This window comes from Marinomonas rhizomae (assembly GCF_003315485.1).
GTDB classification, from domain to species: domain Bacteria; phylum Pseudomonadota; class Gammaproteobacteria; order Pseudomonadales; family Marinomonadaceae; genus Marinomonas; species Marinomonas rhizomae.
In genome coordinates, this window is the sequence record NZ_QNSE01000015.1 from 21,353 (window position 1) to 44,454 (window position 23,102).

General features: G+C 41.3%; 29 protein-coding genes. 18 read left to right on the forward strand and 11 right to left on the reverse strand.

The features are described 5' to 3' along the window. The first annotated feature begins 45 nt into the window (after positions 1-45). The 8 genes from DFP80_RS17560 (at position 46) to DFP80_RS17600 (ending at position 7,122) form a co-directional block, all read left to right on the forward strand. The gene (locus DFP80_RS17560; RefSeq protein WP_113918119.1) at positions 46-438 is read left to right on the forward strand and encodes a phage tail protein; all 393 of its coding nucleotides are present in this window, start codon (positions 46-48) and stop codon (positions 436-438) included. Next, positions 422-631 (forward strand): tail protein X, encoded by a 210-nt coding sequence (locus DFP80_RS17565; RefSeq protein WP_113918120.1) that lies wholly within the window; start codon positions 422-424, stop codon positions 629-631. Before DFP80_RS17560 ends, DFP80_RS17565 begins: the two co-directional genes overlap by 17 nt. Next, a complete protein-coding gene (locus tag DFP80_RS17570; RefSeq protein WP_241560339.1) occupies positions 622-1,359 on the forward strand; it encodes a contractile injection system protein, VgrG/Pvc8 family in 738 nt (245 codons plus the stop codon). The genes DFP80_RS17565 and DFP80_RS17570 overlap by 10 nt, the downstream gene beginning before the upstream one ends. Before the next feature lie 464 nt (positions 1,360-1,823). Further along, positions 1,824-2,624, forward strand: coding sequence for a hypothetical protein (locus DFP80_RS17575; RefSeq protein WP_113918121.1), 801 nt, complete (start codon positions 1,824-1,826; stop codon positions 2,622-2,624). Positions 2,625-3,009: 385 nt separating this feature from the next. Beyond that, on the forward strand, positions 3,010-3,870 hold the full coding sequence (locus tag DFP80_RS17585; protein WP_158601378.1) for a BRCT domain-containing protein: 861 nt from the start codon (positions 3,010-3,012) through the stop codon (positions 3,868-3,870). Positions 3,871-3,909: 39 nt separating this feature from the next. Then, on the forward strand, positions 3,910-5,478 hold the full coding sequence (locus DFP80_RS17590; RefSeq protein ID WP_113918123.1) for an AAA family ATPase: 1,569 nt from the start codon (positions 3,910-3,912) through the stop codon (positions 5,476-5,478). A 41-nt stretch (positions 5,479-5,519) separates the two neighbouring features. Beyond that, entirely contained in the window at positions 5,520-6,245 is a 726-nt protein-coding gene (locus DFP80_RS17595; protein WP_113918124.1) for a TIGR02391 family protein, read from the forward strand. A gap of 277 nt (positions 6,246-6,522) precedes the next feature. Next, a complete protein-coding gene (locus DFP80_RS17600; protein ID WP_206610622.1) occupies positions 6,523-7,122 on the forward strand; it encodes an antA/AntB antirepressor family protein in 600 nt (199 codons plus the stop codon). Between the two features lie 133 nt (positions 7,123-7,255). On the opposite strand, the gene DFP80_RS17605 is transcribed toward DFP80_RS17600, so the two are convergent. From DFP80_RS17605 to DFP80_RS17620, 4 genes are read right to left on the reverse strand one after another with little or no spacing between them, the layout of a single operon-like run. Continuing rightward, positions 7,256-8,035, reverse strand: coding sequence for a LytR/AlgR family response regulator transcription factor (locus DFP80_RS17605; protein WP_113918125.1), 780 nt, complete (start codon positions 8,033-8,035; stop codon positions 7,256-7,258). Then, positions 8,022-9,131: a sensor histidine kinase gene (locus DFP80_RS17610; RefSeq protein WP_113918126.1), complete on the reverse strand. Its 1,110-nt coding sequence runs from the start codon at positions 9,129-9,131 to the stop codon at positions 8,022-8,024. The genes DFP80_RS17605 and DFP80_RS17610 overlap by 14 nt, the downstream gene beginning before the upstream one ends. Beyond that, positions 9,124-9,789 (reverse strand): hypothetical protein, encoded by a 666-nt coding sequence (locus DFP80_RS17615; RefSeq protein ID WP_113918127.1) that lies wholly within the window; start codon positions 9,787-9,789, stop codon positions 9,124-9,126. The genes DFP80_RS17610 and DFP80_RS17615 overlap by 8 nt, the downstream gene beginning before the upstream one ends. A gap of 27 nt (positions 9,790-9,816) precedes the next feature. Beyond that, positions 9,817-10,566: a MipA/OmpV family protein gene (locus tag DFP80_RS17620; RefSeq protein ID WP_158601379.1), complete on the reverse strand. Its 750-nt coding sequence runs from the start codon at positions 10,564-10,566 to the stop codon at positions 9,817-9,819. A gap of 153 nt (positions 10,567-10,719) precedes the next feature. On the opposite strand from DFP80_RS17620, the gene DFP80_RS17625 reads away from it, so the two are divergent. From DFP80_RS17625 to proX, 10 genes are all read left to right on the forward strand, one after another. Next, positions 10,720-10,920 (forward strand): hypothetical protein, encoded by a 201-nt coding sequence (locus DFP80_RS17625; RefSeq protein ID WP_241560311.1) that lies wholly within the window; start codon positions 10,720-10,722, stop codon positions 10,918-10,920. Between the two features lie 105 nt (positions 10,921-11,025). Beyond that, complete coding sequence (locus tag DFP80_RS17630) at positions 11,026-11,331, forward strand: type II toxin-antitoxin system TacA family antitoxin (RefSeq protein WP_113918129.1); 306 nt, start codon at positions 11,026-11,028, stop codon at positions 11,329-11,331. Beyond that, positions 11,300-11,563, forward strand: a complete 264-nt coding sequence (locus DFP80_RS20580) for a hypothetical protein (RefSeq protein ID WP_147243855.1) — start codon at positions 11,300-11,302, stop codon at positions 11,561-11,563. Before DFP80_RS17630 ends, DFP80_RS20580 begins: the two co-directional genes overlap by 32 nt. After that, entirely contained in the window at positions 11,564-11,803 is a 240-nt protein-coding gene (locus tag DFP80_RS20585) for a hypothetical protein (protein ID WP_147243856.1), read from the forward strand. Beyond that, positions 11,755-11,925 (forward strand): type II toxin-antitoxin system RelE/ParE family toxin, encoded by a 171-nt coding sequence (locus DFP80_RS21015; protein WP_277749272.1) that lies wholly within the window; start codon positions 11,755-11,757, stop codon positions 11,923-11,925. The genes DFP80_RS20585 and DFP80_RS21015 overlap by 49 nt, the downstream gene beginning before the upstream one ends. After that, positions 11,925-12,218 carry a HigA family addiction module antitoxin gene (locus tag DFP80_RS17640; RefSeq protein WP_113918131.1) on the forward strand — a complete coding sequence of 98 codons (294 nt, stop codon included), beginning with the start codon at positions 11,925-11,927 and terminating at the stop codon, positions 12,216-12,218. Before DFP80_RS21015 ends, DFP80_RS17640 begins: the two co-directional genes overlap by 1 nt. Before the next feature lie 283 nt (positions 12,219-12,501). After that, positions 12,502-12,867: a VOC family protein gene (locus DFP80_RS17645; RefSeq protein ID WP_113918132.1), complete on the forward strand. Its 366-nt coding sequence runs from the start codon at positions 12,502-12,504 to the stop codon at positions 12,865-12,867. Between the two features lie 813 nt (positions 12,868-13,680). After that, positions 13,681-14,877, forward strand: coding sequence for a glycine betaine/L-proline ABC transporter ATP-binding protein ProV (proV, locus tag DFP80_RS17650; RefSeq protein ID WP_113918133.1), 1,197 nt, complete (start codon positions 13,681-13,683; stop codon positions 14,875-14,877). After that, entirely contained in the window at positions 14,874-15,935 is a 1,062-nt protein-coding gene (gene proW / locus DFP80_RS17655; RefSeq protein ID WP_113918134.1) for a glycine betaine/L-proline ABC transporter permease ProW, read from the forward strand. The genes proV and proW overlap by 4 nt, the downstream gene beginning before the upstream one ends. 44 nt (positions 15,936-15,979) lie before the next feature. Further along, a complete protein-coding gene (gene proX, locus DFP80_RS17660) occupies positions 15,980-16,966 on the forward strand; it encodes a glycine betaine/L-proline ABC transporter substrate-binding protein ProX (RefSeq protein WP_113918135.1) in 987 nt (328 codons plus the stop codon). Between the two features lie 428 nt (positions 16,967-17,394). Here proX and DFP80_RS17665 read toward each other — a convergent pair whose 3' ends face one another. The 7 genes from DFP80_RS17665 to DFP80_RS17695 form a co-directional block, all read right to left on the reverse strand. After that, positions 17,395-18,534, reverse strand: coding sequence for an ABC transporter ATP-binding protein (locus DFP80_RS17665; protein ID WP_113918136.1), 1,140 nt, complete (start codon positions 18,532-18,534; stop codon positions 17,395-17,397). Between the two features lie 10 nt (positions 18,535-18,544). Next, complete coding sequence (locus DFP80_RS17670; protein ID WP_113918137.1) at positions 18,545-19,351, reverse strand: ABC transporter permease; 807 nt, start codon at positions 19,349-19,351, stop codon at positions 18,545-18,547. 2 nt (positions 19,352-19,353) lie between these two features. Then, positions 19,354-20,205, reverse strand: coding sequence for an ABC transporter permease (locus tag DFP80_RS17675; RefSeq protein ID WP_113918138.1), 852 nt, complete (start codon positions 20,203-20,205; stop codon positions 19,354-19,356). Positions 20,206-20,284: 79 nt separating this feature from the next. Then, complete coding sequence (locus tag DFP80_RS17680) at positions 20,285-21,304, reverse strand: ABC transporter substrate-binding protein (protein ID WP_113918139.1); 1,020 nt, start codon at positions 21,302-21,304, stop codon at positions 20,285-20,287. A gap of 323 nt (positions 21,305-21,627) precedes the next feature. Continuing rightward, positions 21,628-21,921: a DUF1330 domain-containing protein gene (locus DFP80_RS17685; protein WP_113918140.1), complete on the reverse strand. Its 294-nt coding sequence runs from the start codon at positions 21,919-21,921 to the stop codon at positions 21,628-21,630. A gap of 27 nt (positions 21,922-21,948) precedes the next feature. After that, positions 21,949-22,329 (reverse strand): carboxymuconolactone decarboxylase family protein, encoded by a 381-nt coding sequence (locus DFP80_RS17690; protein ID WP_113918141.1) that lies wholly within the window; start codon positions 22,327-22,329, stop codon positions 21,949-21,951. Further along, complete coding sequence (locus tag DFP80_RS17695) at positions 22,326-22,988, reverse strand: GntR family transcriptional regulator (RefSeq protein ID WP_113918142.1); 663 nt, start codon at positions 22,986-22,988, stop codon at positions 22,326-22,328. Before DFP80_RS17695 ends, DFP80_RS17690 begins: the two co-directional genes overlap by 4 nt. Positions 22,989-23,102: the final 114 nt, after the last annotated feature.

The window sequence follows — 23,102 nt, forward strand, 5'->3', positions numbered from 1 at the left end:
GATGGGCTTTTTCGTTTCTGTTCCCCACAAAATCAAGGAATCCCTATGCCTCAAATGATGTCTCTCGGTGGCTTTGTCTTTTCGCTCAGCGAGGGCACGCCTTACGAAGGGCTGCAACGCACGAGCGATGGCGGTTGGGTTGCGGTGTCCCGTTATGGGCAAAAGCCGCTCAGCCAGAACACAGGCCAACAGCTCGAAAATATCACCCTAACAGGGACGTGGTTTCACTCCCAAGGTATGAGCCACCTTACCGCCTTGCGCACTTTGCAAAACAAACGTCAACCGCTGGTGCTGGCGGATGGCTACGGTAACAACTTAGGTCAGTGGACCATTAAACGCCTGCAAGAAAAACAAGACAGGATCATCGACGACGGCACGGCCTTTGTCCTTGGTTTCACCATCGAATTAGAGGAATACGCCAATGACGACCCTTCGTAGCCGCGACGGCGACACCATTTCCAACATTCTTTGGATCACCCTAAAACGCAACGACGACGAGGCGGAAGAAGCCCTGTTCGAACTCAACCCCGGCTTAGAACAATACGGGCCAGTGCTGCCCGCTGGCGTCGTGATCGAGATCCCCACATTGCCTGAAAAGGCCGCAGAAAAGGTCATTAACATATGGGACTAGACAATCCATCCAACTACTTACCCCGCGTGCGCGTCAGCGGAGCGGGTGAGGGCATCATCAATGCTCGGCTCACCTCGTGGGAACGCATCGACGCCGCTGGCACACAAAGCGACCAACTCACCTTGCACATCGACACTACAGGGCAAACGGGCTTGCCGAAAGAGGGCGCAGTGCTCACATGGCGAGAAGGCTACGGCGATAACCTGATCGACAAAGGCCAGTTCAAAATCACCCGCATCGTGCCGAAACTGTTTCCGCCCAGCATTACCATCGTCGCCACCGCCGCACCCTTTCAGGTGGAAGACACCACCGGCTTTAAAGAGCGTCGCACTCGCACCTTCGAAAACACCACACTGGCCGCCTTGTTTCGGGAGATCGTCACCGCCCACGGATTCAGCCCACGGGTGGCCAAAGAGTTTGAACACAGCCAGATCGACCACCTAGACCAAATCGACGAGACCGACAGCGCCTTTTTAGCCCGACTCGCAAGAGAACGCGACGCCATCGCCAAACCCGTCAACGACCTGTACGTACTCGCCAAACGGGGCCAAGTCAAAACCATCACAGGGCAAGCCATCCCGCCCGTCGTCGTCGGATTGCCCGTGCAAAACGCCCCAAGCAACCAACACCGCTTTACCAACTGCCAAATGGACAACCCAAGCCGCAGTCGCTTCAATGGCGTGAAAGCCAACTGGACAGATAACAACACAGGCCAGAAGCCACCATAGAAGTAGGCGAAACCCCGTACAAAAAACTCCGCCAAACCTACCAAACCCCAACCGACGCCATCGCCGCCAGCCAAAGCGAACTCACCAAACTAAAACGCCAAGGCGCCAGCGTCACCCTAGACACACTTATTTACTAGGTATGGGCAACCCAGACCTAGTCGCCGAAGGCATCCTCACCCTAAACGACACCTTCCCACCCGAAATGAAAGGCAACTGGTCCATCGACAAAGTCACCGCACGAGGCGATGGGAAAGCAGGGTATAGGTGTGTCGTGGTGGCGAGTGAGGTGGTTTGAGTTAGGGGTGATTGGAAAAAGTGTACTTTGTACTGGTGGTATCAAAGAAAGTCTTTTAGTATCGAGTGATAAGTGTTCATGCTATGGAAATATCCAGCTATGTATAAATATCTAAGCGCGTGAACGCACGATTCAAAGGCTATTTTTCTAATTAAATATTGAGGGTTGTATGGGATGCTATTTTTGTGGTGGAGAAGTAACTGGAGTAGAGCATATTCCACCAAGAAGTTTTTTCCCTAAGGGAAAAAGAAGTGAACTTATAACAGTTGATTCTTGTGATATCCACAATCAAAAAAAATCTAAAGAAGATGAATATATTCGTTCCATTTTATTACATTCAATAAAACTTGACGAAAAAAAAGAAGTAGAAGAGTTAAGAAATACAGAAATAAGAGCGCTTAAAAGATCTGTGGAGCGTGCATTTGAAAGAGGGATAACTAAAGATCAAGCAAAAGAAGTTATGGACATTATTGAAAAATACGAGGATGACCCAATTGCTGGTGCAAAAGCATTTAGCGAGATTGAATCCAAAGGTATTATGAATTTAGGATTGATGGGGCTCTTGAATAAAGATACAAGAGAGGAAATTATTATTGGCAGAGACGGTGAAAATATTGTAACTGCTTCATTTATCTACGATCAAAATCGTCTCAATTCATTTATGGAGTGTTTGGCTAGAGGGATTTTCTTTCATGACCTTGGAAAACGCTGGGAAGGAAGGATTAATATCTTACCACATACATTTTTGAAAGAAGATGCGGCTCAAAGAGATAAAGAATTAAGTAATGAATTTTTACAATATTTTGATTTATCAAAAGCTAAAGGTGCCCAACAAGAGTATTTTTGCTATGAAGGCGCAAATAGAATGAATCCTATGACTTCAAAGGTAGACTGTATATATTATAATTTTAGTCTTTTTAACACTTTTTATTTCACAGCTATATTTCCTTTTTCAGAATTTGGGATCTGATAAAAATTAGCATCTAATCTTCATCGATCCAAAATAACTACGCCAAAGCTACGACAACCCAACCACCGCCCAACAAGCCTGCCAGACGACCTCATCAAAAGCCAAAGACAAGGCACCAGCGTCACCCTCGACGCTCTTATTTACTAGGTATGGGCAACCCAAACCTCGTCGCCGAAGGCATCCTCACCCTAAACGACACCTTCCCACCCGAAATGAAAGGCAACTGGTCCATCGACAAAGTCACCGCACGAGGCGACGGGAAAGCAGGGTACAGGTGTGTAGTTGTTGCTAGTGAGGTTGTTTAGCGGTAAGTGCCAGCCGTTTCTTCTTTTTCTTTCTCTCTCATATGTGTATATTTCTTGTAAAGATACTAAGGAGGGGTTCAATGGATGCGGTTAGTTATTACTGTTTAGACCGAAATAGAAAAAAGGCTGTGATCTCACTAAAAGGAATACTTCAAGGAATAGCAGCAGATCAGCAGCTAAACGAAGTTGAAGTGCTATTTTTAGATGTTTGGCTAAAATCACAAGAGCACTTACGAGACGATCCCGATGCGATTGACCTTATTGATGCTGTTGACGATATTCTTGCCGATGGCATTGTCACTGAAGAAGAAATAGAAGATCTAAAATGCCTAGTGAACGACATTGTTGAGTTTAAGGACTTTCCTAGGCAAAAAGACATTGATCGTGTCAATGAATTCTTAGGTGTTCTATCTGGCGTTGTTGCTGATGATGTTCTGAACTACGAAGAAATGTCATCACTAATCGAATGGCTAAACTCCAACGATGATCTATTCGATTCTTTCCCTATCAACTTAGTTGTGAAGCAACTCGATCAACTTAATAATTCTGTCGCAGAGCAGTCGTCTCCAGATGACTTGTTAAATTTCCTTAAACAAGTATCAGGCGCTAAATTTAGTGAAACAGGCAGCGCCGACGTTCACCCTTTATCTTTCATTGAAGACATGCTAGAAGCCATGACACATCATAATTCAACCATATGTGTGTCTGGAGAGTTCGATTTTGGTAGCCGTGATGATGTTATGGAAGTGGCAACTGCAAGAGGCTATAGAGTTACTGGTTCAATCAGTAAAAAGACAGACTATTTAATTTTTGGCTCCAAGGTTTCTCCTAACTGGGGGTCGTCCAATTTTGGCGGCAAAATTGAAAAAGCAGTAAAGCTTCGTCTTGAAGGTCACCCGATTAAAATTGTATCTGAAAGTCAGTGGTTGGGTTTTCTTTAAATTATCCAAGTGTATTTAATTTTTATATTAAGTTCTATTATGAAGTATAAAGAAAGTAATCTAGATAGAAGTCTAAAAAAATGGTTTATAAATGATAACGACCATAATCTTTTGAGAGTAATAAAATTGACAGAAGGAAATATGAGGGGGCTTTCATCATTTTCAATGTCATTTGATTATCCTATTACAGCAATTTCTGGAAAAAATGGTTCGGGGAAATCGACTATTTTAGCTTTGGTTTGCTGCGCGTTCCATAATTCTAGTAATGGTTTTAAACTTCCTAATAGAAAGCAACCATATTATACTTTTGCAGATTTTTTTGTTCAACATGCAGAAGATATTCCTCCAGAAGGTCTACAGGTTTTTTATGGTATTGCCCATAATAATTGGAAAAAAACGGATATTAATTCGAGTAAAAAAGGGGTTAGGTTTCAAAAAAGAGTGAAAAAAAAAGGTGGAAAATGGAACAATTACGATCAGCGCATTAAAAGAGAAGTTGTCTTTTTAGGCATAGATCGGATAGTTCCTCATAGCGAAAAAAGTCAATCTAAAAGCTATTCGAAGTCCTTTTTAAATCTTGGTGATAACGGATGGGAGAATGATGTAAAAGAAATAGTTGGAAATATAATTGGAAAAAAATATGACGATTTCAAATATGTTTCTTACTCGAAGTATAGACTTCCTTTAGTTACTTCTAATGGGAAACGGTACTCTGGTTTTAATATGGGGGCTGGTGAAAACGCATTGTTTGAAATGTTTTCAGTGATTTTTTCTGTGTCAGAAGGAGCGCTTGTTGTAATTGATGAAATAGAACTTGGACTGCACTCTGAAGCACAAAAGAAATTTATTAGACATTTAAAAGAAGTTTGTAAGAAGCGAAAAATTCAAATCGTTTGTACTACGCATTCTAAAGATATATTTAATGAGCTTCCTGATGAAGCAAGAATGTTTATTGAAAATATAAATGGAAAAACGATAGTGACTGATTCTATTTCATCAGATTTTGCATTTTCAAAATTAAGCGCGGAAAATCAATGTGAAATTAGCTTGTTAGTTGAAGATGTAGTTGCAAAGAAACTATTGCTTAATGTTTTACCAAGTTCAATAAGATCAAGAGTAAGTGTTGAAGTTATTGGTTCTGCCACTTCGCTTTCTCGTCAGCTGGCAGCAAATTATACAAGAGAGAAGAGAGAAAAAATTGTAGTGGTTTTTGATGGTGACCAAGTTAGAAAAGAAAAAAGTAACTTAGAATATGGCCATAAAATGGCTGAAACTAAAGATAAATTAGAAGACGTTAAGGTTTGGATGAGAAGTAATATCGAATATTTGCCTGGTGATACTTGGCCAGAATCTTGGATAATACAAACGTGCTCGGAAACGATAGATATTCTTTCTAGCCATCTTCGTGTAGGTGAGGATGAACTGACGGATATAATTGAACAAGGATTAGGAGCTGGAAAGCATAATGAATTTAATGAAATAGGAAACCTTGTTGGCCTCGATGAACAAGAGGTGTTAAATAGATTTTGTGCAACTATAAGTCAGGCGCATCACTTTCATTTTAGAGATATTATCAATTCGATTGAGAATAAATTAGATGGAAATTAAATTTTTATAATATTATTTAGATCTTTGTTTGTTGGAATTTTATGAATTATAGATTAATTGCTATTGAAGTTGGTGATTTGCTTAAATATGATCAAACGATAAATAAAATTGATCGTGTTGGACAGGCCATTTTTCCTTTTGATAAAGAGTGCTTTCCAAATGACTCAATTACATCGTCGCGGGCTAAAATAGTTTACGATTGGATTCTTTCTTTAGCAAAGTACAGAATAGAAAATGAGAAAAGAAATGAACTTCTTATTTCATTCTGTAGAAAGCTTTGTTCAGGGAGCCATGACTATGAACTTGAAAGAATCCTAGAAAGTAATGGCTTAAATTCAACTTCGGTGAATAGAGAAATAATATCTAACTTTATGTCCCACTCTTTTCATGCTGAAATTGTTTTACATTCCAAAAAATTATTTATACAAGGTCATTATTTTCATGCAGTTTTTGAAGCATGCAAGGTCTACAATAAAAAAGTTCAAGAAAAGGCACAATCAGAGAAAGATGGCCAAAATCTAATGCTAGATGTATGGGGTGCAGATAATGGAGTTTTAAAAATAACTCCTTGTCAAACAGAGACTGATAGAAATACTCAAAATGGCATAAAGTTTCTATCTGCTGGTCTTATGCAAGCTATTCGTAATCCAACAGCTCATGAACCAGCTATTGATTGGCCTGTTAATAAACAGGATTGCTTAGATTTGTTAGGTTTTTTATCCTATTTATTTAGACAATTAGACAAGTCTACTTATTATAAGGCATAAGAGTTGTATTGACCCCATCCGCATCTTGATCTAACATTCTACTTGCACTGGCAAAATCCAGTGCCGGGATTCGAACCCCGTTTATACCGTAGCGGCCTAAAACACGCACCGCGTGTTTTTTTGTGGCCGGAGTCCGCCTGTTATGGTGGGTCTTTGTTGGGCAACCTTCGGGTTGGCCGTTCCTACGGGCGGTAGTTCGAACCTGATTTAGATCCACCACCTTATTGAGATTCGAACCTCACGAGGTGGTCAAAACTTTGACCGTAGGAGGCCAAGTATGGCTATGCAACTGATTCCGCTTCACACTCGCTCTATCAACGAGCAAACCCTCGATACCGTAAATGCCCGTGATCTTCACACCTTTCTTGAGCTAGGTCGCGATTTTTCCAATTGGATAAAAGCTCGCATTGCTCAATATGGCTTTGAAGAAGGTGAAGATTTTACGGTTATTTCCCGCTCGCCAAAATTGGCGAGCGGGAATCGTGGTGCAACGAAAGAGTATTTCGTCACCCTAGACATGGCAAAAGAACTGGCCATGGTTGAACGCAACGAGAAGGGCAAGCAAGCCCGCCGCTACTTCATTGACTGCGAAAAACAACTCCACGAACAAAAACACCTTCCCGCCACCACGCCCAACACAGCAACCCTCGAAACAGGCCTTCACGAGAAAGAAAAATACCAACTCCTCAACGACATGATCAAATCCCTAAAACTCGACAGCAACCCCGTCGTCATCCCCTCCATAGAAATGGTCAACATGATCCATGCCATCCGCATGTACCAACAACAAATAGCCCAACTCCGCACACCAGACTGGGTAAACGACAACGTCGACCGCGTCAAAGACTACGCCCAGCGCAGCTTCACGGATTTCTAAATTTATAGCTCGTTTTCGTTATTTAGTGACAGGTTTGTGGGGCCTTATTGATATATACGTAGTTTTTTAAAGTCGTTTTTGATTTTTGTATGAGCTATCCGAGAAGTCAAAAATAATGGCGTCCCATGCCAACCTACATTTGTTTGAATAAATGCGCGTTATTTCGACTTACTGGTAATACTCTATCAATTCCTTTGAGTAAAACGTTTAAGTAACCGTTTTCGTCTTTGAGCACTTGTTTTATATGACTAACCTGAATGATAACTGAGCGATGAATGCGCCAGAACTCATTAGGGTCTAGTTCTTCTAACAATTGTTTGATCGATTTTTTAATTAAAAAGCTACCTTGCTCAGTCACTACCGTGGTGTATTTATCCTCCGCAATGAAGCAGCTCACATCACTGACTTTAATGACATGGATACCATTTCCCAGAGAAGCATTAATCCATTGCAGTGACTGATGTGTATGTTGGGGGAGTAACTTAGTCAATTGTTTGGCGTCAAGCTCATATTTGACTGTTGTTTGCGAACGTTTCTTTAATCGCTGAATGCACTCTAGTAAACGCTTTTCATCTACAGGCTTTAATAAATAATCCAAAGCTTCATGTTCGAACGCAGCGACCGCATGTTCATCATATGCGGTAACAAATACCAGATTACCACTATAGCCCGATTCACGGAGTGCTTTGGCCGTTTCAATCCCGCTAATTCCGGGCATTTTTATGTCCATAAAAATAGTGTGAATATTAAGTTCATTCGCGACATTCAACGCTTCAACGCCGGAGCCGACCGCGATAGTTTGGTCAATATCTTCCCAAAGCTCTTGCAATAGCTTCTGTAGGTGAAAACGTAATAATGGTTCATCATCTACCACCATAACATGTACCAACTTTTCTGATTTAGTGTCCGGCATTTCCCATTCCTAACATGGCAGAAGGTTGCAAGCTCAATGGCCAACTAAGTTGAACTTGGCAACCTGAAATCTGTTTATGTTCATTTAATACATTATTGATCTCAAAACGAGCGTGCTCCCCATAAATCAAGAGCAGCCTTTGGCGAATATTTTTTAAAGCTATACCATGCTTATTGTCTGTAGTATCGGATTCTTGCCAGTTCGGCTTTAATCCAGCACCCGTATCACGAATGGAGACATAGCAGTTTTCATCATCAATACGCACAGAGACGGCAATGAATCCTCCTTCTAAACTTGGTTCAATGCCGTGGACAATCGCATTTTCAACCAATGGTTGTAGTAAGAATGGAGGGCACTCGGCCTTTTCTATAGCTCCAGGTTTTTGTATTTGAAAATTTAGACGATTCCCCATTCGCACCTTTTGAATAGATAGATACGCGGCGACTAGGTCCAATTCTTCAACTAATTTAATACGCGGCTGTTTTATCTTGCTCATAGAAACTCTTAGCAAGCTGGTTAAATCGTCTAGCATGCGTTTGGCATCATTAGGCCGAATGTCAATTAAGACCAGAATGTTAGCAAGCGTATTGAATAGAAAATGCGGCTCAATTTGAGATTGCAGCATTTGGTAATTAGATTCTGCCAGTTGTTTTTCTTGCATGAGCGCTTTCATTTTCTGCTCTTGCAGCTCTTGCTCTTTTCGACTGAGTCTATGAGCATTATAAAAAATGTAAGTTACCAGCATGCTAAAAAGCACTTTTAAAAGCAGGTCTGACCAAGACGCATTCAGCACAGCATCAACGGAGTCATAAACTTGGTATAGTAAATAGCACATACCAATAATAACGCCGCCTAAGTAGCCTAATATTGTCGCCTTAAGGATAGATAACTTATCTTTTAAATAATAAAGACTCAGCCGAATACAGGAAAAACAGGCTGCACCAAATACCAAAGATATTTGCAAGGTCATCCAGAACTCACCCGCTTTGGTGATCCAGATAACCACGGCAATCAAGGTACAATAAATCAGTACGGTTAAAGTGTCTTTGAGTAATTCATGACGGTGCCAAAACGTCTTAAAAGGAAGTTTATGCATAAGCTATTTCTCGTTTGTATTTTACTAACTTATAACTGCCCATCACGAAAAACCATAGCATGCACCCAACCCCAAAAATGCCTCCCAAATACTCTAACATAGGTGCGGCTGTTAACACTCCTACACAGCCAAACACAAGAGCGATACTTCTTAATAAAGGCGTAAGTGAGCAATGTATATTCAAACTGAGCCCCATTGCAATCAACCAAAGGCCACCAACAATTTCATTACCACCACCCATACCATTAATCAGCATTTGTAGGTTGTACCATTGCGAAATAGCCAGTTCTTGATGTTGACCCATAAGCTCCAGAAGCATATGAGTCCCCACGTTGGCTAACATGCCCGTAACAATGGTAATACCAGCCCAGAGATACCCTAAAATTAAGGCAAAGGACCGAAAAAAACCTGTTACTAGGTGTGTTTTTATACTGATTTGAAAGCCAATTAATGCCAAACCAAATAGAATATAAATAACAAAGTACCATACATAAAGTAAGGTTGAATAAGAGGCTATAAATTCCAACTGAGGTAGGACTGCTTGTGCAGTATCCCCATATGATACATAGGAAAGTAAGGCTACATAAACAATCATACCCACTAGAAAGCTAAGCCCAGCGATCCAACTCGTTGTGCCGGTTAATAAGTTATTTTTCATCTTGGTGCGCCTATTGTTATTCATTGTTTAAAACTGATAAAAAACAGAGAACGCGCCACTCCAGTAATTCGAGCGCTTAACGATTGGACTATCAGCGATTGCTTCTCCTAAATGGTCATACGCTACTCTTGTCGCAAGATGCCATTTAGTTGTAATCGGGTAAACATGCGTTAACGAAAGGTTGGTATTCGTTACGGCTTCACCTTTGTAAGCTGAAAAACGGCTATTGCTTTCTTTGGAACTTACGCCGTAATAATAGTCCACCAATTCATCAGATTGATGTTGTATCGCTGCAGCAGGGATGAATGTTCCTAATCTGGTTTGAAGCTTTTTAGAGAGCATAAGTTTAGCTTCATAGCCTTCGTGAGTATTAGATACATCCGTTGATATAGCCGTTGTTATGTCTACAATGGGAGTGTAATGAGTCCATTGTAGTGCTAATTCGGTCGCGTCATCACGTTTGTCAAAATGTTTTAGAAGGCTGTTATCCTCTTTATCAAAGACCGACTCTCGCATTAGAAATACACTGCTAAATTGATCGTTTGTTCCTATTTTCTTCGTTAAACCTATTCCCTCTGGTCCCACGATGAACATACCGTACTGAACATTCAAATACGGGTGAATTTTGACATCATTGTCTTCGCCAATGACATGATTTTGTTCGCCTAATAATGAAAGCCCAAGGTTGGCATTTAACTCGGTTGCATTGGCAAACAGGCTAACACTTGCTAACAGAATAGGGGCACTCCATTTAGTTGTTGTTACTAAGGTACGCATTTTCATCTCTTTACTCTTTTTTCTTTGTTGATAGGTATTTTTAAAGAATGCACTTCAAAAGTGCGGGCTAAAGATCACATAAAATAAACTGGGCGAAATGATCAGGTGACGAAAGGTCGTATTAAGAGATAAGTGGAAAAATACGGGGATCTAATGGCTAATAGAATTCGGGAGAAGATGAAAAACAGCTTAATTTTCACCTTCCCCCTAATAAATTTTGTAGAAGGCATCCTCACCCTAAACGACATCTTCCCATCGGAAATAAAAGGCAATTGGAGCATAGACAAAGTCAGCGCACGAGGTGTCAGCAAAGCAGGGTGTCGGTGTACTGTGGTGGCAAGCGAGGTGGTTTGAGGTTTTGTTGTGCTACTTTGGTAGTATGTGGTTTTTTTTAATTTATGGTGCCATTATGGCACCTAATATTATAGATTTGGTGTATCACCCGCCAAGGAGAAAGCGATGACGACATCTCATATACAAGAAAATGTGCGGCTCGTTGCCAGAGCGCCTAAAGAGGTTCAAGAGATCATTATTAACGCGGCGGAGCTATCCGGTGCTTCAATGTCTCAGTTTATGATTGATGCCGCCTTAGATAAGGCAAAGGAAGTGGTAGAGCGTAATAGACTATTAAAATTGTCGATGGAAGGAGCGGATCGATTTTTTGAAGCATTAGATAATCCGCCAGAAATTCAACATCTTGATGACGCTTATGAAGCGCTAAAGGGTTATGAGAATGGCGCTGTCACTTTTAAAAGAAAGCCATAATCGAAAACGCTTTAATTGCGGCAATGAGCGAATTAACAAATTTCTAAAAGAGTCTGCGAATAGTGCGGCAAAGCGAAATCTATCTAGGACATTTGTTTTAGAGGGGAGCGATGAAACAGACATTGTGGGCTATTACTCGCTCAGTAATATCGAGGTCAAAGTTCCTGTTCCTCATAAACTGTACAAGAAATACCCCAACCCATTGCCCGGCGTAACATTAGCCAGGATGTGAGTGGATGAAGGTTGCCAAGGGCAGGACATCGCCAAGATAATGGTAGTCGATGCAATGAGGCGAACATTGCTGATAAACGAGAACATGGGCGTCGTTGGACTGTTTGTCGACGCCAAAGACGATGATCTCGTTACATTTTATCAACATTGTGGCTTTATCTTCCTTCAGAAGGAAGAACTCACCGCCAAATTTTGGATGCCGATCGACTCCATTGTAGCCTTCTTCAAAGATCGAAAATAACCGAATTTGGGGAAGGCAGTCGAGATGGGATTTGGTCTATTACTGTGAACGGGAATTGGTGTATTACTTTCGAATTTGTTGATGGTAATGCTTACATTCTCAACTATGAGGATTATCACTAATGAGTATGTACAACCCTCCGCACCCAGGTGAATTTATTTACGATGTTTATCTTGAACCTGCGGGTTTTAGTTGCCGCTTTTTAGCTAAGCAATTGGATGTCGCTTCGTCCACGTTAAGTCGTGTGCTGAAAGGGCAGAGCGCTGTGTCACCTGAAATGGCATTACGTTTGTCTAAAGCGCTTGGTAGAACACCAGAAAGCTGGCTGGCCATGCAAGATGCCTACGATCTTTGGCAGGCTAAGCAACATCTAAATTTAGCCAATGTTCATCCTGTTAATTTTGCAGTGGCTTAGACCAAGCTGTCCGTACTTTCCTAACAAAAAAAGCAACTGCAAATAGCACGACTAGCTTTTTTAATTTAGCTTTCTAATCTGGGGAAGTCAGACTGGGTAAACGACAACATCACCCGCGTCAAAGACTTCGCCCAATGCAACTTTGTCGACTTCTAAGTGGTAAGCAGTTAAGTGGGCTTTGGTTGTTTTTTAGATTGGTAGGAAACGAGAAAGTCTTTTAGTATCAGTTGATGTGTAAACGCGGATGCGTATTATTAAACTGTAGGCCATCAAGGGGAATGATTTGAGTAATCTGAAAACGGTAGAATTAAAGGCGTTTATTCCTTCAAAAGACTTTGACACGTCAAAGAGTTTCTATTCAGAAATAGGTTTTACAAAAGCCTCTGATGAAGGTGGAGTTGCCTATTTTCACTCTGGTAGCTGTAGTTTTTTACTCCAAGATTTTTATGACAAATCTTTAGCCGAAAATCTGATGATGCACCTGCTTGTCGAAGATATCGAATCTTGGCATGATCAGATTACAAAATCGGGTGTGGCAGATAAATATCATGTTAATGTCTCGGATATCACTAAACAGCCGTGGGGTATGCTAGATTTCGTTGTTCATGATCCAAGCGGTGTATTGTGGCGGTTTGGTCAAAATATATAGCCTAACAAACATGTCAACCGGATGACTTTTTGTTCCACTCTTTTGTGAATGTCGCTGGGCTATATTTTTTCATAAAAGCTCTACACAAAAAATTGCGCGGTTACATGGGCGTTAAGTTTAGAGTCTGACAAAAAATAACCCTTAATCCTCCCAAACCCATCCTTCCGATGGGCTTTTTCGTTTCTTTCCTTCCATTTTTATCTAAGTAGTATTCATGCGTCAAATAAGGAAAGCCATAAACTGTCGCACAAAAAGGAACCGACAATGACGAACTCCATACCAATGATTTTACCAAGTAAAACCGTCTCAAAAAATGCTTTTTTACTTTTGGCAGATAATTTGCATTAGTTATCACTAGCAAGCATTAGGCTAATGAAAAAGACAACTACTGCTTGAGTAAAGCAATGGTTCGGCTAAGCAAATTAGTATAAATGACCCGCTTGTTATCCCAATAGAGAGGATGAGTCAAAGCCAGCCATCATCAGCTTTCAGGTGAAATGATTACGGCTCTAATTTTCAACCTTGTCGGTTCATAGTATTAAAAATTTGTTGCTAGGCAGTTAAGGTGCTGAAATTAGCTAAACAGTTCAAAAATATAGTAATTAAATGGGTTAATGAGCAAAAAAGATGCATTTGATAAAGGTTATTTACAGACTTAGATAGTGGCGATTTGATGTGGGTAAGTTTTCAGGATGTTAAGTAAATCGTAAATATTTAGACTTGTAAGTAATAATTTTTATCTTTATGCTAAATAAACGTTAAGTCGTTCTTCAATAACGATTTACGCATTGTGTTTAACAACAGAGAGCCATTATGGTCACAAAACTCGAAGTTAAAAATTTGTACAAAATTTTTGGAGAACATCCCAAGAAAGCATTAAAGATGCTTGAACAAGGTATAAACAAAGACGAAATTTTTAAAAAAACGGGTCAGACAGTCGGTGTTAAGAATGCCAGCTTGGCAATCGAAGAGGGTGAAATATTTGTTGTAATGGGCCTCTCTGGTTCAGGTAAATCTACACTGGTCCGCTTGTTAAATCGCCTTATTGAACCTACCCAAGGCCAGGTGCTAATTGATGGCCATGATATTACTAAAGTAGATGATAAAGCCTTACGCGATGTTCGTCGTAGTAAAATCAGTATGGTTTTCCAGTCCTTTGCTTTAATGCCTCACATGAATGTGCTTGATAATACGGCTTTTGGTTTAGAGCTTTCCGGTGTTGATGTACAAGAACGTCACGAAAAAGCGCGTGATGCATTGGCTCAAGTTGGTTTGGAGTCTCACGCAAACAGTTACCCTGACGAATTGTCTGGTGGTATGCAGCAGCGCGTTGGCCTTGCTAGAGCATTGACCAATAACCCTGATATTCTACTTATGGATGAGGCATTTTCAGCCCTCGATCCACTTATCCGAACGGAAATGCAAGATGAATTAGTTCGTTTGCAGTCTGAGCACCAGCGTACGGTTGTGTTTATTTCACATGACCTTGATGAAGCTATGCGCATTGGTGATCGCATTGCCATCATGCAAGGTGGTGAAGTGGTTCAGGTCGGTACACCGGATGATATTTTGCATAATCCTGCCAATGACTATGTTCGTTCCTTCTTCAAAGGCGTTGATGTCAGTAATGTTTTCTGCGCCAAAGATATTGCTTCTAAGTCAAGTCTTACTCTTATTAAGAAAGACTCTAGTGAGGGGCTAATAAGCGGTTTGAAGTTATTAAACGAGAATGAACGCGATTATGGCTATGTCATTGATAAAAGTAAGCGCTTTTTAGGGGTGGTATCTGCTAGTTCATTGCACGATGTGATTAAGAATAAGCAAACGCTTGCTGAAGCTATTATTGATGAAGTTCAACCCATTGCTGCAGATACTTCTATCGGGGATATTATTTCGATTGTGGCTCATTCTCCGTGTGCTGTGCCAGTTATTGATGATCAGCAGAAGTACGTTGGTGTTATCAGTAAAGCGCGTTTACTAGAAACATTGGATAGGGAGGCTACTGTATGAGTACCGAATCAAATCCTTGGGCAACGGCGTCAGATGATACGGGTGCTGCGGAATCGACAGCTAGCAATCCTTGGGGAGGAGCATCGACACCAAGTTCTGATGCTACTTCTCTGTCTGCCAGCGGGACTCCTGTTGAGCAAACTGATTTTAGTTTACTTCACCCTTTTCAGGAAGTCTGGGTCCCTCTTGATAGCTGGATCGAAACAGGCGTTAATTGGGTAGTGACGCACTTTCGTCCTTTCTTTACTGCAGTCAAAGCTCCTGTAGATGCAACTTTGACAGCGATAGACAGTACATTCAATGCCGCACCGCCGCTTCTGGTTATTGTTCTGTTTGGTTTGATTGCTTGGCAATTGTCTGGACGACGTTTAGCTATTGGGTCTGTTGCTGGTCTGATCACGCTTGGCGCTATTGGTGCTTGGCAAGAATCGATGACGACGTTGGCGTTGGTTATAACATCTGTGTTGTTCTGTATTTTATTGGGGATTCCTACGGGGATTGCGATGGCGCGGAGCGATCGCACAGCAAAAGTGATTCGCCCAGTCTTAGATATTATGCAGACCACACCCGCTTTCGTGTATTTGGTCCCCATTGTTATGCTTTTCGGTATTGGTAATGTGCCAGGGGTTATTGTGACCATTATCTTTGCTGTTGCGCCCGTTATTCGTTTAACCAATCTTGGTATTCGACAAGTTCCTAGTGACTTAATAGAAGCCGCGAACTCGTTTGGTGCGGATAAGAAACAGATGTTGTTCAAAGTTCAGCTACCACTTGCTATGCCGACGATCATGGCGGGGGTTAACCAAACCTTAATGCTTGGTTTGTCTATGGTGGTTATTGCATCGATGATTTCGGTCGGTGGCTTAGGTTTGATGGTGTTACGAGGCATTGGACGTTTAGATATTGGTCTCGCGACCATTGGTGGCATTGGTATTGTTATTCTAGCTGTTATTTTAGATCGCATGACTCAGTCACTGGGACAAGATGCTCGTCAGCGTGGCACACGTCATTGGTATGAAACTGGACCAATTGGCTTACTGCTCGCTTTTAAAAAATGAAAATCAAAACGGTTACACAACATTCATTCAAAGGAGATGTTCCAATGAAAAAGGTAGTTACACTAACTTCACTTGCTGCACTGTTTAGTGGTGCTGTTTTAGCGGATGGCCACTTGCCCGGCGAAGGCGTAAAAGTCACTGCAGTACAAAGCCCAATTGCAGAAGAGACATTTCAAACAGTTGTTGTTAATAAAGCACTAGAAAAATTAGGCTACAATGTACAGCCAATTAAAGAAGTAGACTACAGCGCAGGCTATACTTCTGTAGCCAATGGCGATGCTCAGTACCTCGCGGTGAACTGGTACCCACTTCATAATGCTATGTATAAAAATGCTGGTGGTGACAATAAATTTTACCGTGGTGGCAACTACATACAAGGTGCCGCGCAAGGTTACCTGATTGATAAGAAAACCGCAGACAAGTATAAAATTACCAACATTGCAGATTTCAAAAAGCCAGAAATCGCCGCTTTATTTGATACGAATGGTGATGGTAAAGCTGACTTAACTGGCTGTCAGGCTGGTTGGGGTTGTGAGGGGGTGATTGAGCATCAGCTAGATGCGTTCGGGTTGCGTGATAAAATTACTCATAATCAAGGCCAATACGCGGCGATTATTTCTGACACCATTGCTCGTTTCAATGAAGGTGGATCCATCTTTTATTACACTTGGACGCCTTACTGGGTATCGGGCAAACTTGTTCCAGGTCGTGACGTTGTATGGTTAGAAGTGCCTTATTCGTCTAATCCAAACGGTACTGACACGGCTTTACCGAATGGTAAAAACTACGGTTTTGATATCAATAGTGAGCGAATTGTTGCGAACAAGGCGTTTGCTGAAGCTAACCCTGCCGCTAAAAAATTATTCGAGATCATGAAATTACCGATTAATGCGGTAAGTGCTGAGAACATGCTAATTGCCGATGGTGAGGATTCTCAGCGTGAAATTGCTATTCATGCTGATAATTGGATCAGTGCCAATCAGTCGACGTTTGATGGCTGGATCTCTGAAGCCAAGAAAGCGGCGAAATAAAAACGTTTTGCTAGTCAGGTTTTGACGCTTCTAGGTTATAAAATATGAGCGTCTTAACGCGCTAGTGATAGTAAAAATCCTCGCCACTCGGCGGGGATTTTTTATAATCAGTACTGTTTACAGAAGGATTCCAAAATCAGTTTACTTTAGCGTTCCTTCCATTAATGAATTCTTCTGATTTACAAAGGGCTGCATGGTTTCAGCTAGAGCCTGTAAATTATAAAAGTGATTGGATTGGGTTAAATATAGAATCAGAACAGAAATTCAAAGCATTCTGGACAAGCAATGACATGGCAGAATGGTTTGGAAGAAAGACATAAGGTTCTAAAAAGATAAAACCCCAGAAAAGCTGAGGTTGATCCGTAACCTTAGCCTACATAAAGTAGGCGTCAGGCTGCTATTTAAACATCTTAAACATTCGATGATTATTAGGCGGCATTTTTATTAATGTCACTTTGCTCCCATTTTGAATAGAGAGAGCTAAGCTTGCTGTTCCAACGGATGAATACTGTTGAGCCAGGCGCTAAGTCAGGTTGCTCTGTCGCAATATTTTTACTGACGACTTTTTCACCAGATGGAATGGTGATGCTACAGGTTAGGCTTTCACCAAGAAAGACAGATTCATTCACTGTGCCTGATAGCTGATTAAATCCGGCCATTAATGGTTCTTTCTCGGCTTGTTCTGGAGTAAGTATATGAAGGTTTTCTGGCCTAATCATTAAGACTGCTTTTTGGTCGATTGGCACTTCATGTACATTCTCTACTTCAATGTGCTGCTTATTTAGCATTGCTGAAGCGCTTCCCGTTACACTTACTTTTAAGAAATTTGAATTGCCCAAAAATGAAGCAACAAAGGCATTGGGCGGTTTACGGTATAAATCTTTACCTGTTCCCAAGCCAACGATTTCACCTTCTTTAAAAATGGCAATTCGTTCTGACAATCGCATGGCTTCATCTTGGTCATGGGTGACGTATACGATGGTTATGCCAAGCCTTTTATGCAGTAAGCGAAGTTCATCCTGCAGCTCTTCTCTTAATTTTTTGTCTAGTGCGCCTAAGGGTTCATCCATTAATAGTATCTCTGGCTCGTAAACTAAAGCTCTAGCAATGGCAACTCGTTGCTTTTGCCCGCCAGACAGCATAGATGGGCGACGATCCGCGAAAGCTTCGAGCTGAACGAGTTTTAGTATTTCATCCACTTTTTGGTCGCGCTCATCTTTTGCCACCTTACGAATATCAAGCGGGAAACCGATATTGTCTCTCACTGTCATATGTGGGAACAATGAATAGTGCTGAAAGACCATACCAATACCTCGCTTATGGGAGGGGATGTGGATTAGGGATGCGTCATTCAATAGTATTTCGCCAGATGTTGGCGTTTCAAAACCTGCAATCATGGAAAGCGTAGTGCTTTTTCCTGATCCACTGGAGCCTAGAAAGGTTAAAAACTCGCCTTTTTTTATGTCCAGATTAATGTGATCAACAGCAGTGAATTTCCCATATTCTTTATTTAATTCTCGTAAACAAACTAAAGGGGATTGAGTCATTGAATTTGTCTGTAAGCTCATAAGGTGTCTCCTAACGATGATTACTTTGTTTACGAACAAAGCTGGCAATAATCATGATGAACAATGAAAGTAGAATCAGTAGTGTGGATGCAACGGCAATCACGGGCGTTAGATCTTGTCGAAGGGTTGACCACATTTTGACTGGAAGCGTTTGTAGATTTGGGCTGGCCATCATCACACTAATCACAACCTCATCCCATGAAACCAAAAATGAGAATAAGGCAGCAGAAATTACCCCAGGTTTAATGACCGGAAATGTCACTTTTAGTATTGCTTGAATTCGATGTGCACCGCAGATGACAGCGGCGTCTTCGATGGACTTATCAAACAATCGCAGTGAGTTAATAATTGAAATAATGGCGAAGGGTAGAGCAATGATCACATGGCTCGTCACGAAGGCAAATAAAGTTCCAGTGAGCCCTAAGTTGAGAAAGGTCCCATAGACGGCTACTGCGATAATAACCACTGGAACGACCATTGGCAGCGTGAAGAATGTATATAGATAGTCTCTTCCCCGAAATTTACCTCTAACCAGTGCGAAAGACGCTGGTATGGCGAGCAGTGTCGCTATGATTGAGGTAAGACTTGCTACTTGTAAGCTTGTCCAAGCTGATTCTATCCACTGTGGATTATCGAAAAATCGTTCGTACCATTTTAGCGTCCAAGACGGTGGTGGAAATACGAGCCATTGAGACGATCCGAATGACAAAGCCATAATGAAGAAAATAGGCAGTGCTAAAAATGCGGCAATAACCCCCGTAATGACGTAAAGAGAAGATTTAAGTTTCCAACCAAGTGAACCATGGGAAAGTAACATAGCTAGGCTCCAGTATTCGAAGAAACGGGTGAATCTGTTTGAACTTTTAAATAGAGATAAAACAGGACGAGTGTGATCAGAATTAGAAACACAGCGGATGCACTTGCCATGCCCCAGTTCAAGAAGTTTTGTATTTGTTGAACGATGAATTCGGGCAGCATCATATCGCTCACTCCTCCAAGCAATGCTGGCGTAACGTAGTAGCCTAATGACATCACAAAAACCATTAACGCCCCGGAGAAAAGTCCTGGTTTACACAATGGTAAGAAAACACGGAAAAACACGGTTCGAGCAGAAGCACCGCAAATAGAGGCTGCTTGTAACACCATAGGATCAATTGCCGACATACAGGCTTGCAAAGGCAAAACAATAAAAGGAACCATGATATAGCTCATGCCAATAATGACGCCTGTGAGGTTGTGAACCATTTCTAGCGGCTGATCGATGATGCCAATCGCCATCAATGTTTTATTAATAATGCCTGATGACTGTAGTAGAACCAGCCAGGAGTAGGTTCTTGCCAATAAACTCGTCCACATGGAAAGTAGGATAATGCTAATTAAAAATCGTCCCCAGCCTTTTGGCATTAAGGTAATACACCAAGACAAAGGAAACCCAATGAGCAAAGAGATTACCGTCACGAGAGTGCCAACAAGAAAGGTGTTAAATAGCACTTGCATGTATGTAGATGTGGCTAATAATTGCGCATAGTTTTGTAGCCCAAACGTTGGCTCGGTTAAGCTGCGAAGTAGCAGGCTTGCCAAAGGCATTAGAAAAAACAGAAACAAGAATAGAATGATTGGAAATAACAATGTGATGTTGTTCCATTTCTTTCTTGAAGAAATTATAAGCATCGTGAAAATCCCCTAAAGTTAGAGGATGGTGGGTGAGCACCATCCAGAAGAAGGTTAAATTAGAGTGAGGATTTATCTGTTATTGTAATAACCAATTATTCCAGCGTTGGGCAATTTGAGGGCCATTCTTTGCCCAGTATTGATAGTTTAGGGAGACCTGATCTGCTGTGTAGTTTGTTGGCAGGTAAGCCGATAAGCCTTTATCTAATAATGCTTCACTTTTTGTATTGATAGGCGAATAGGCTGTGATGGTTGCAAAATCCGCTTGTCCTTGAGGGCTAGATGAATACGCTAGGAATTTCATTGCGGCCTCTTTATTTTTCGCGCCTTTTGGAACGACTAGAAAATCAGACATGACTAAATTTTGCTTCCAGCTGTTGCCTATCGGTAAACCGTCAGCTTGCAGTGAGAATATACGCCCGTTCCAGAATTGACCCATTGAAACTTCACCAGATGCGATAAGCTGCTGAGACTGAGCCCCGCCTCCCCACCAAACGATATCTTTTTTAATGGTATCGAGTTTTTTAAAGGCACGATCTAGATCAAGAGGATATAAGTTGGTTGCTGAAACGCCATCAGCTAATAACGCTAACTCTAATACGCCTGGGCTTGGCCATTTATATAATGCTCGCTTACCCGGGTAGGTTTTTGTGTCAAAGAGGGCGTTCCAGTCTTGGGGTTCTTCAGATGAAATCTTGTTCTTGTTGTAGGCTAAAATAAATGAGAAATAGAAAGAGCCGATGCCATAATCTGAGACGAAGCGAGGGTCAATATTCGATTTATCAATGACTGAAAAATCTAACGGCTCCAGAAGCCCCTCCGCTGCTGCGCGATAAGCAAAGTCAGCTTCAACATCGACGATGTCCCACTGAACATTACCACTTTCAACCATGGCTTTTAGTTTTCCATAATCTGTTGGACCATCTTGAATAACTTTAATACCCGTTTTACCTGTGAAGGGAAGTGCCCAAGCTTCGGTTTGGGCATCTTGCGTAGAGCCTCCCCAGCTCACAAAGTTGATGGACTCCTGAGCATAAACATTGGCAATGCTAGTACTGCATAACGCTGCGATAGCTAAGTTTTTTAGGTTGGATCTCATTGTAGGTATTCCTCTTATTATTTTTTTGCTACTGATTTATGGCGGTAGGATTGCGTATTGTCATTGAACAAAAAACAATCTCATAATTACGATAATATGGTATACCATATTATATGCAAGTATATTTTTGCCTTTTTAAAGATTTAATGGGAATGAAAATACGGATGTAGCCAATATAGAAGGGCTCTAGGATTTTATGGCTGGATTATGGCGTTCTAATAAGAACTGGTAATTGACTATCGATGTAATAAATAGAAAGGTTTGGTAGACATTTATTGATAAAGTTCTACCAAACAAGAGAGAAGAGTTTAAGAAGCTAGGGTTTATTTGAGTCCATTCATGATAAGTATGTTTGCACTTGCGCAATCGCTTCGATGTTTTTTAGCTTCTTGATATTCTGGTGAATGGTAGCACTCTAGCGCTTTATCATAGCTTTCGAATTCAAATACTACCGCTCTATCTGGCGGAGTATTAAACCCTTCGATAATGGTAATATCTTCACCTCGGGAAAGTAGCTTAGCGCCATATTTCTGCAGCGCAGCAGGGGCGAGAGCTAAGTAATCTTGATACTTCGCTTTATCATTGATGTTTACAAATGCAACCCAGTACCCCTTCATATTTTATTCTCCTGCTGTTACTAAATGTTAAAGTAAACCTTGTTCTGTTAATACGGTCCGCGCAATCCGGAAACATTCCACACCTTGTGGTACGCCACAATAAATCGCAATCGCATGAATGATGGCGCGTATTTCTTCAACGCTGACACCATTATTTATGGCACCTTTCAGATGCAGTTCCCATTCATCCATTTTGCCTAGCGCAGCGATCATCGACAGATTCATCATAGAGCGTGTTTTTGGTTCTATGGCGTCGTCACCCCAGCCAAACCCCCAACACCACTCAGTCATGGCTTCTTGAAAGGGGCGGTTAAATTCGTCAGCTTTTGCTAAATTGTTTTCAACGTATTCTGACCCCAATGTTTCTTTGCGCTTGCTTATTCCTAGTTCAAATAATTCTTTATTCATTTTTCGGCCCCTTTTTCAGTTTGCATGGCAATATCATAAGCTTCTTGCAAATGGCGTATGCAGATTTCACCTGCTTTTTCGGCATTTTTTTCTTCCATTGCTTTAACGATATCAAATAGGTCTTTTGGGCCTGATGTTTTGCGCCCTGTTGAGCTAAGTGTTAGAGCTCTTAATCTTGAAATTCGTGAATTTAACTGTTCTACGAGGTCCCATGACACGTGTTTCTCCGCCGTTTTGAAGATAAGCTCGTAAAAGTCTTTTGTCATTTTTAAGCCTGTTTTTACATCATTGTTTAGCAAGTAGTTGGCAATATCATCATGTAGTAAATATAGCTTTTTAATTATTTCGGGCGTGGCTTTTTGGCTACACGCCTTTACGGCTGAGCATTCAAGTAAGGTCCGGATTTCATAAATTTCTTTTACTTCAGCGTTACTAATTGAAGCCACAATAAAGCCAGAATTTGGTACTCCAACTACAAGTCTTTCACTTTCTAAATGACGAATACATTCCCTAACGATGGTTCTGCTAACCCCCATGCTTTCGCACAGCGTTCGTTCTACTAGCCTATCGCCAGGTTTTAATAGGTTATTTGTAATGGCTTCTCTCAAAGACTCCAGCGCATTTTCCTTTAGTGTTTTAGGGCGCTCAACTTTTTGCATCCAGTGTTCCTCTAATAATGACCTAACCAATTATTTCACAATAGTAGCACATTTATTGTTGCACCTAATAAGATAGTATGTTTAATATTGTGTCATATGGTATACCATATGACA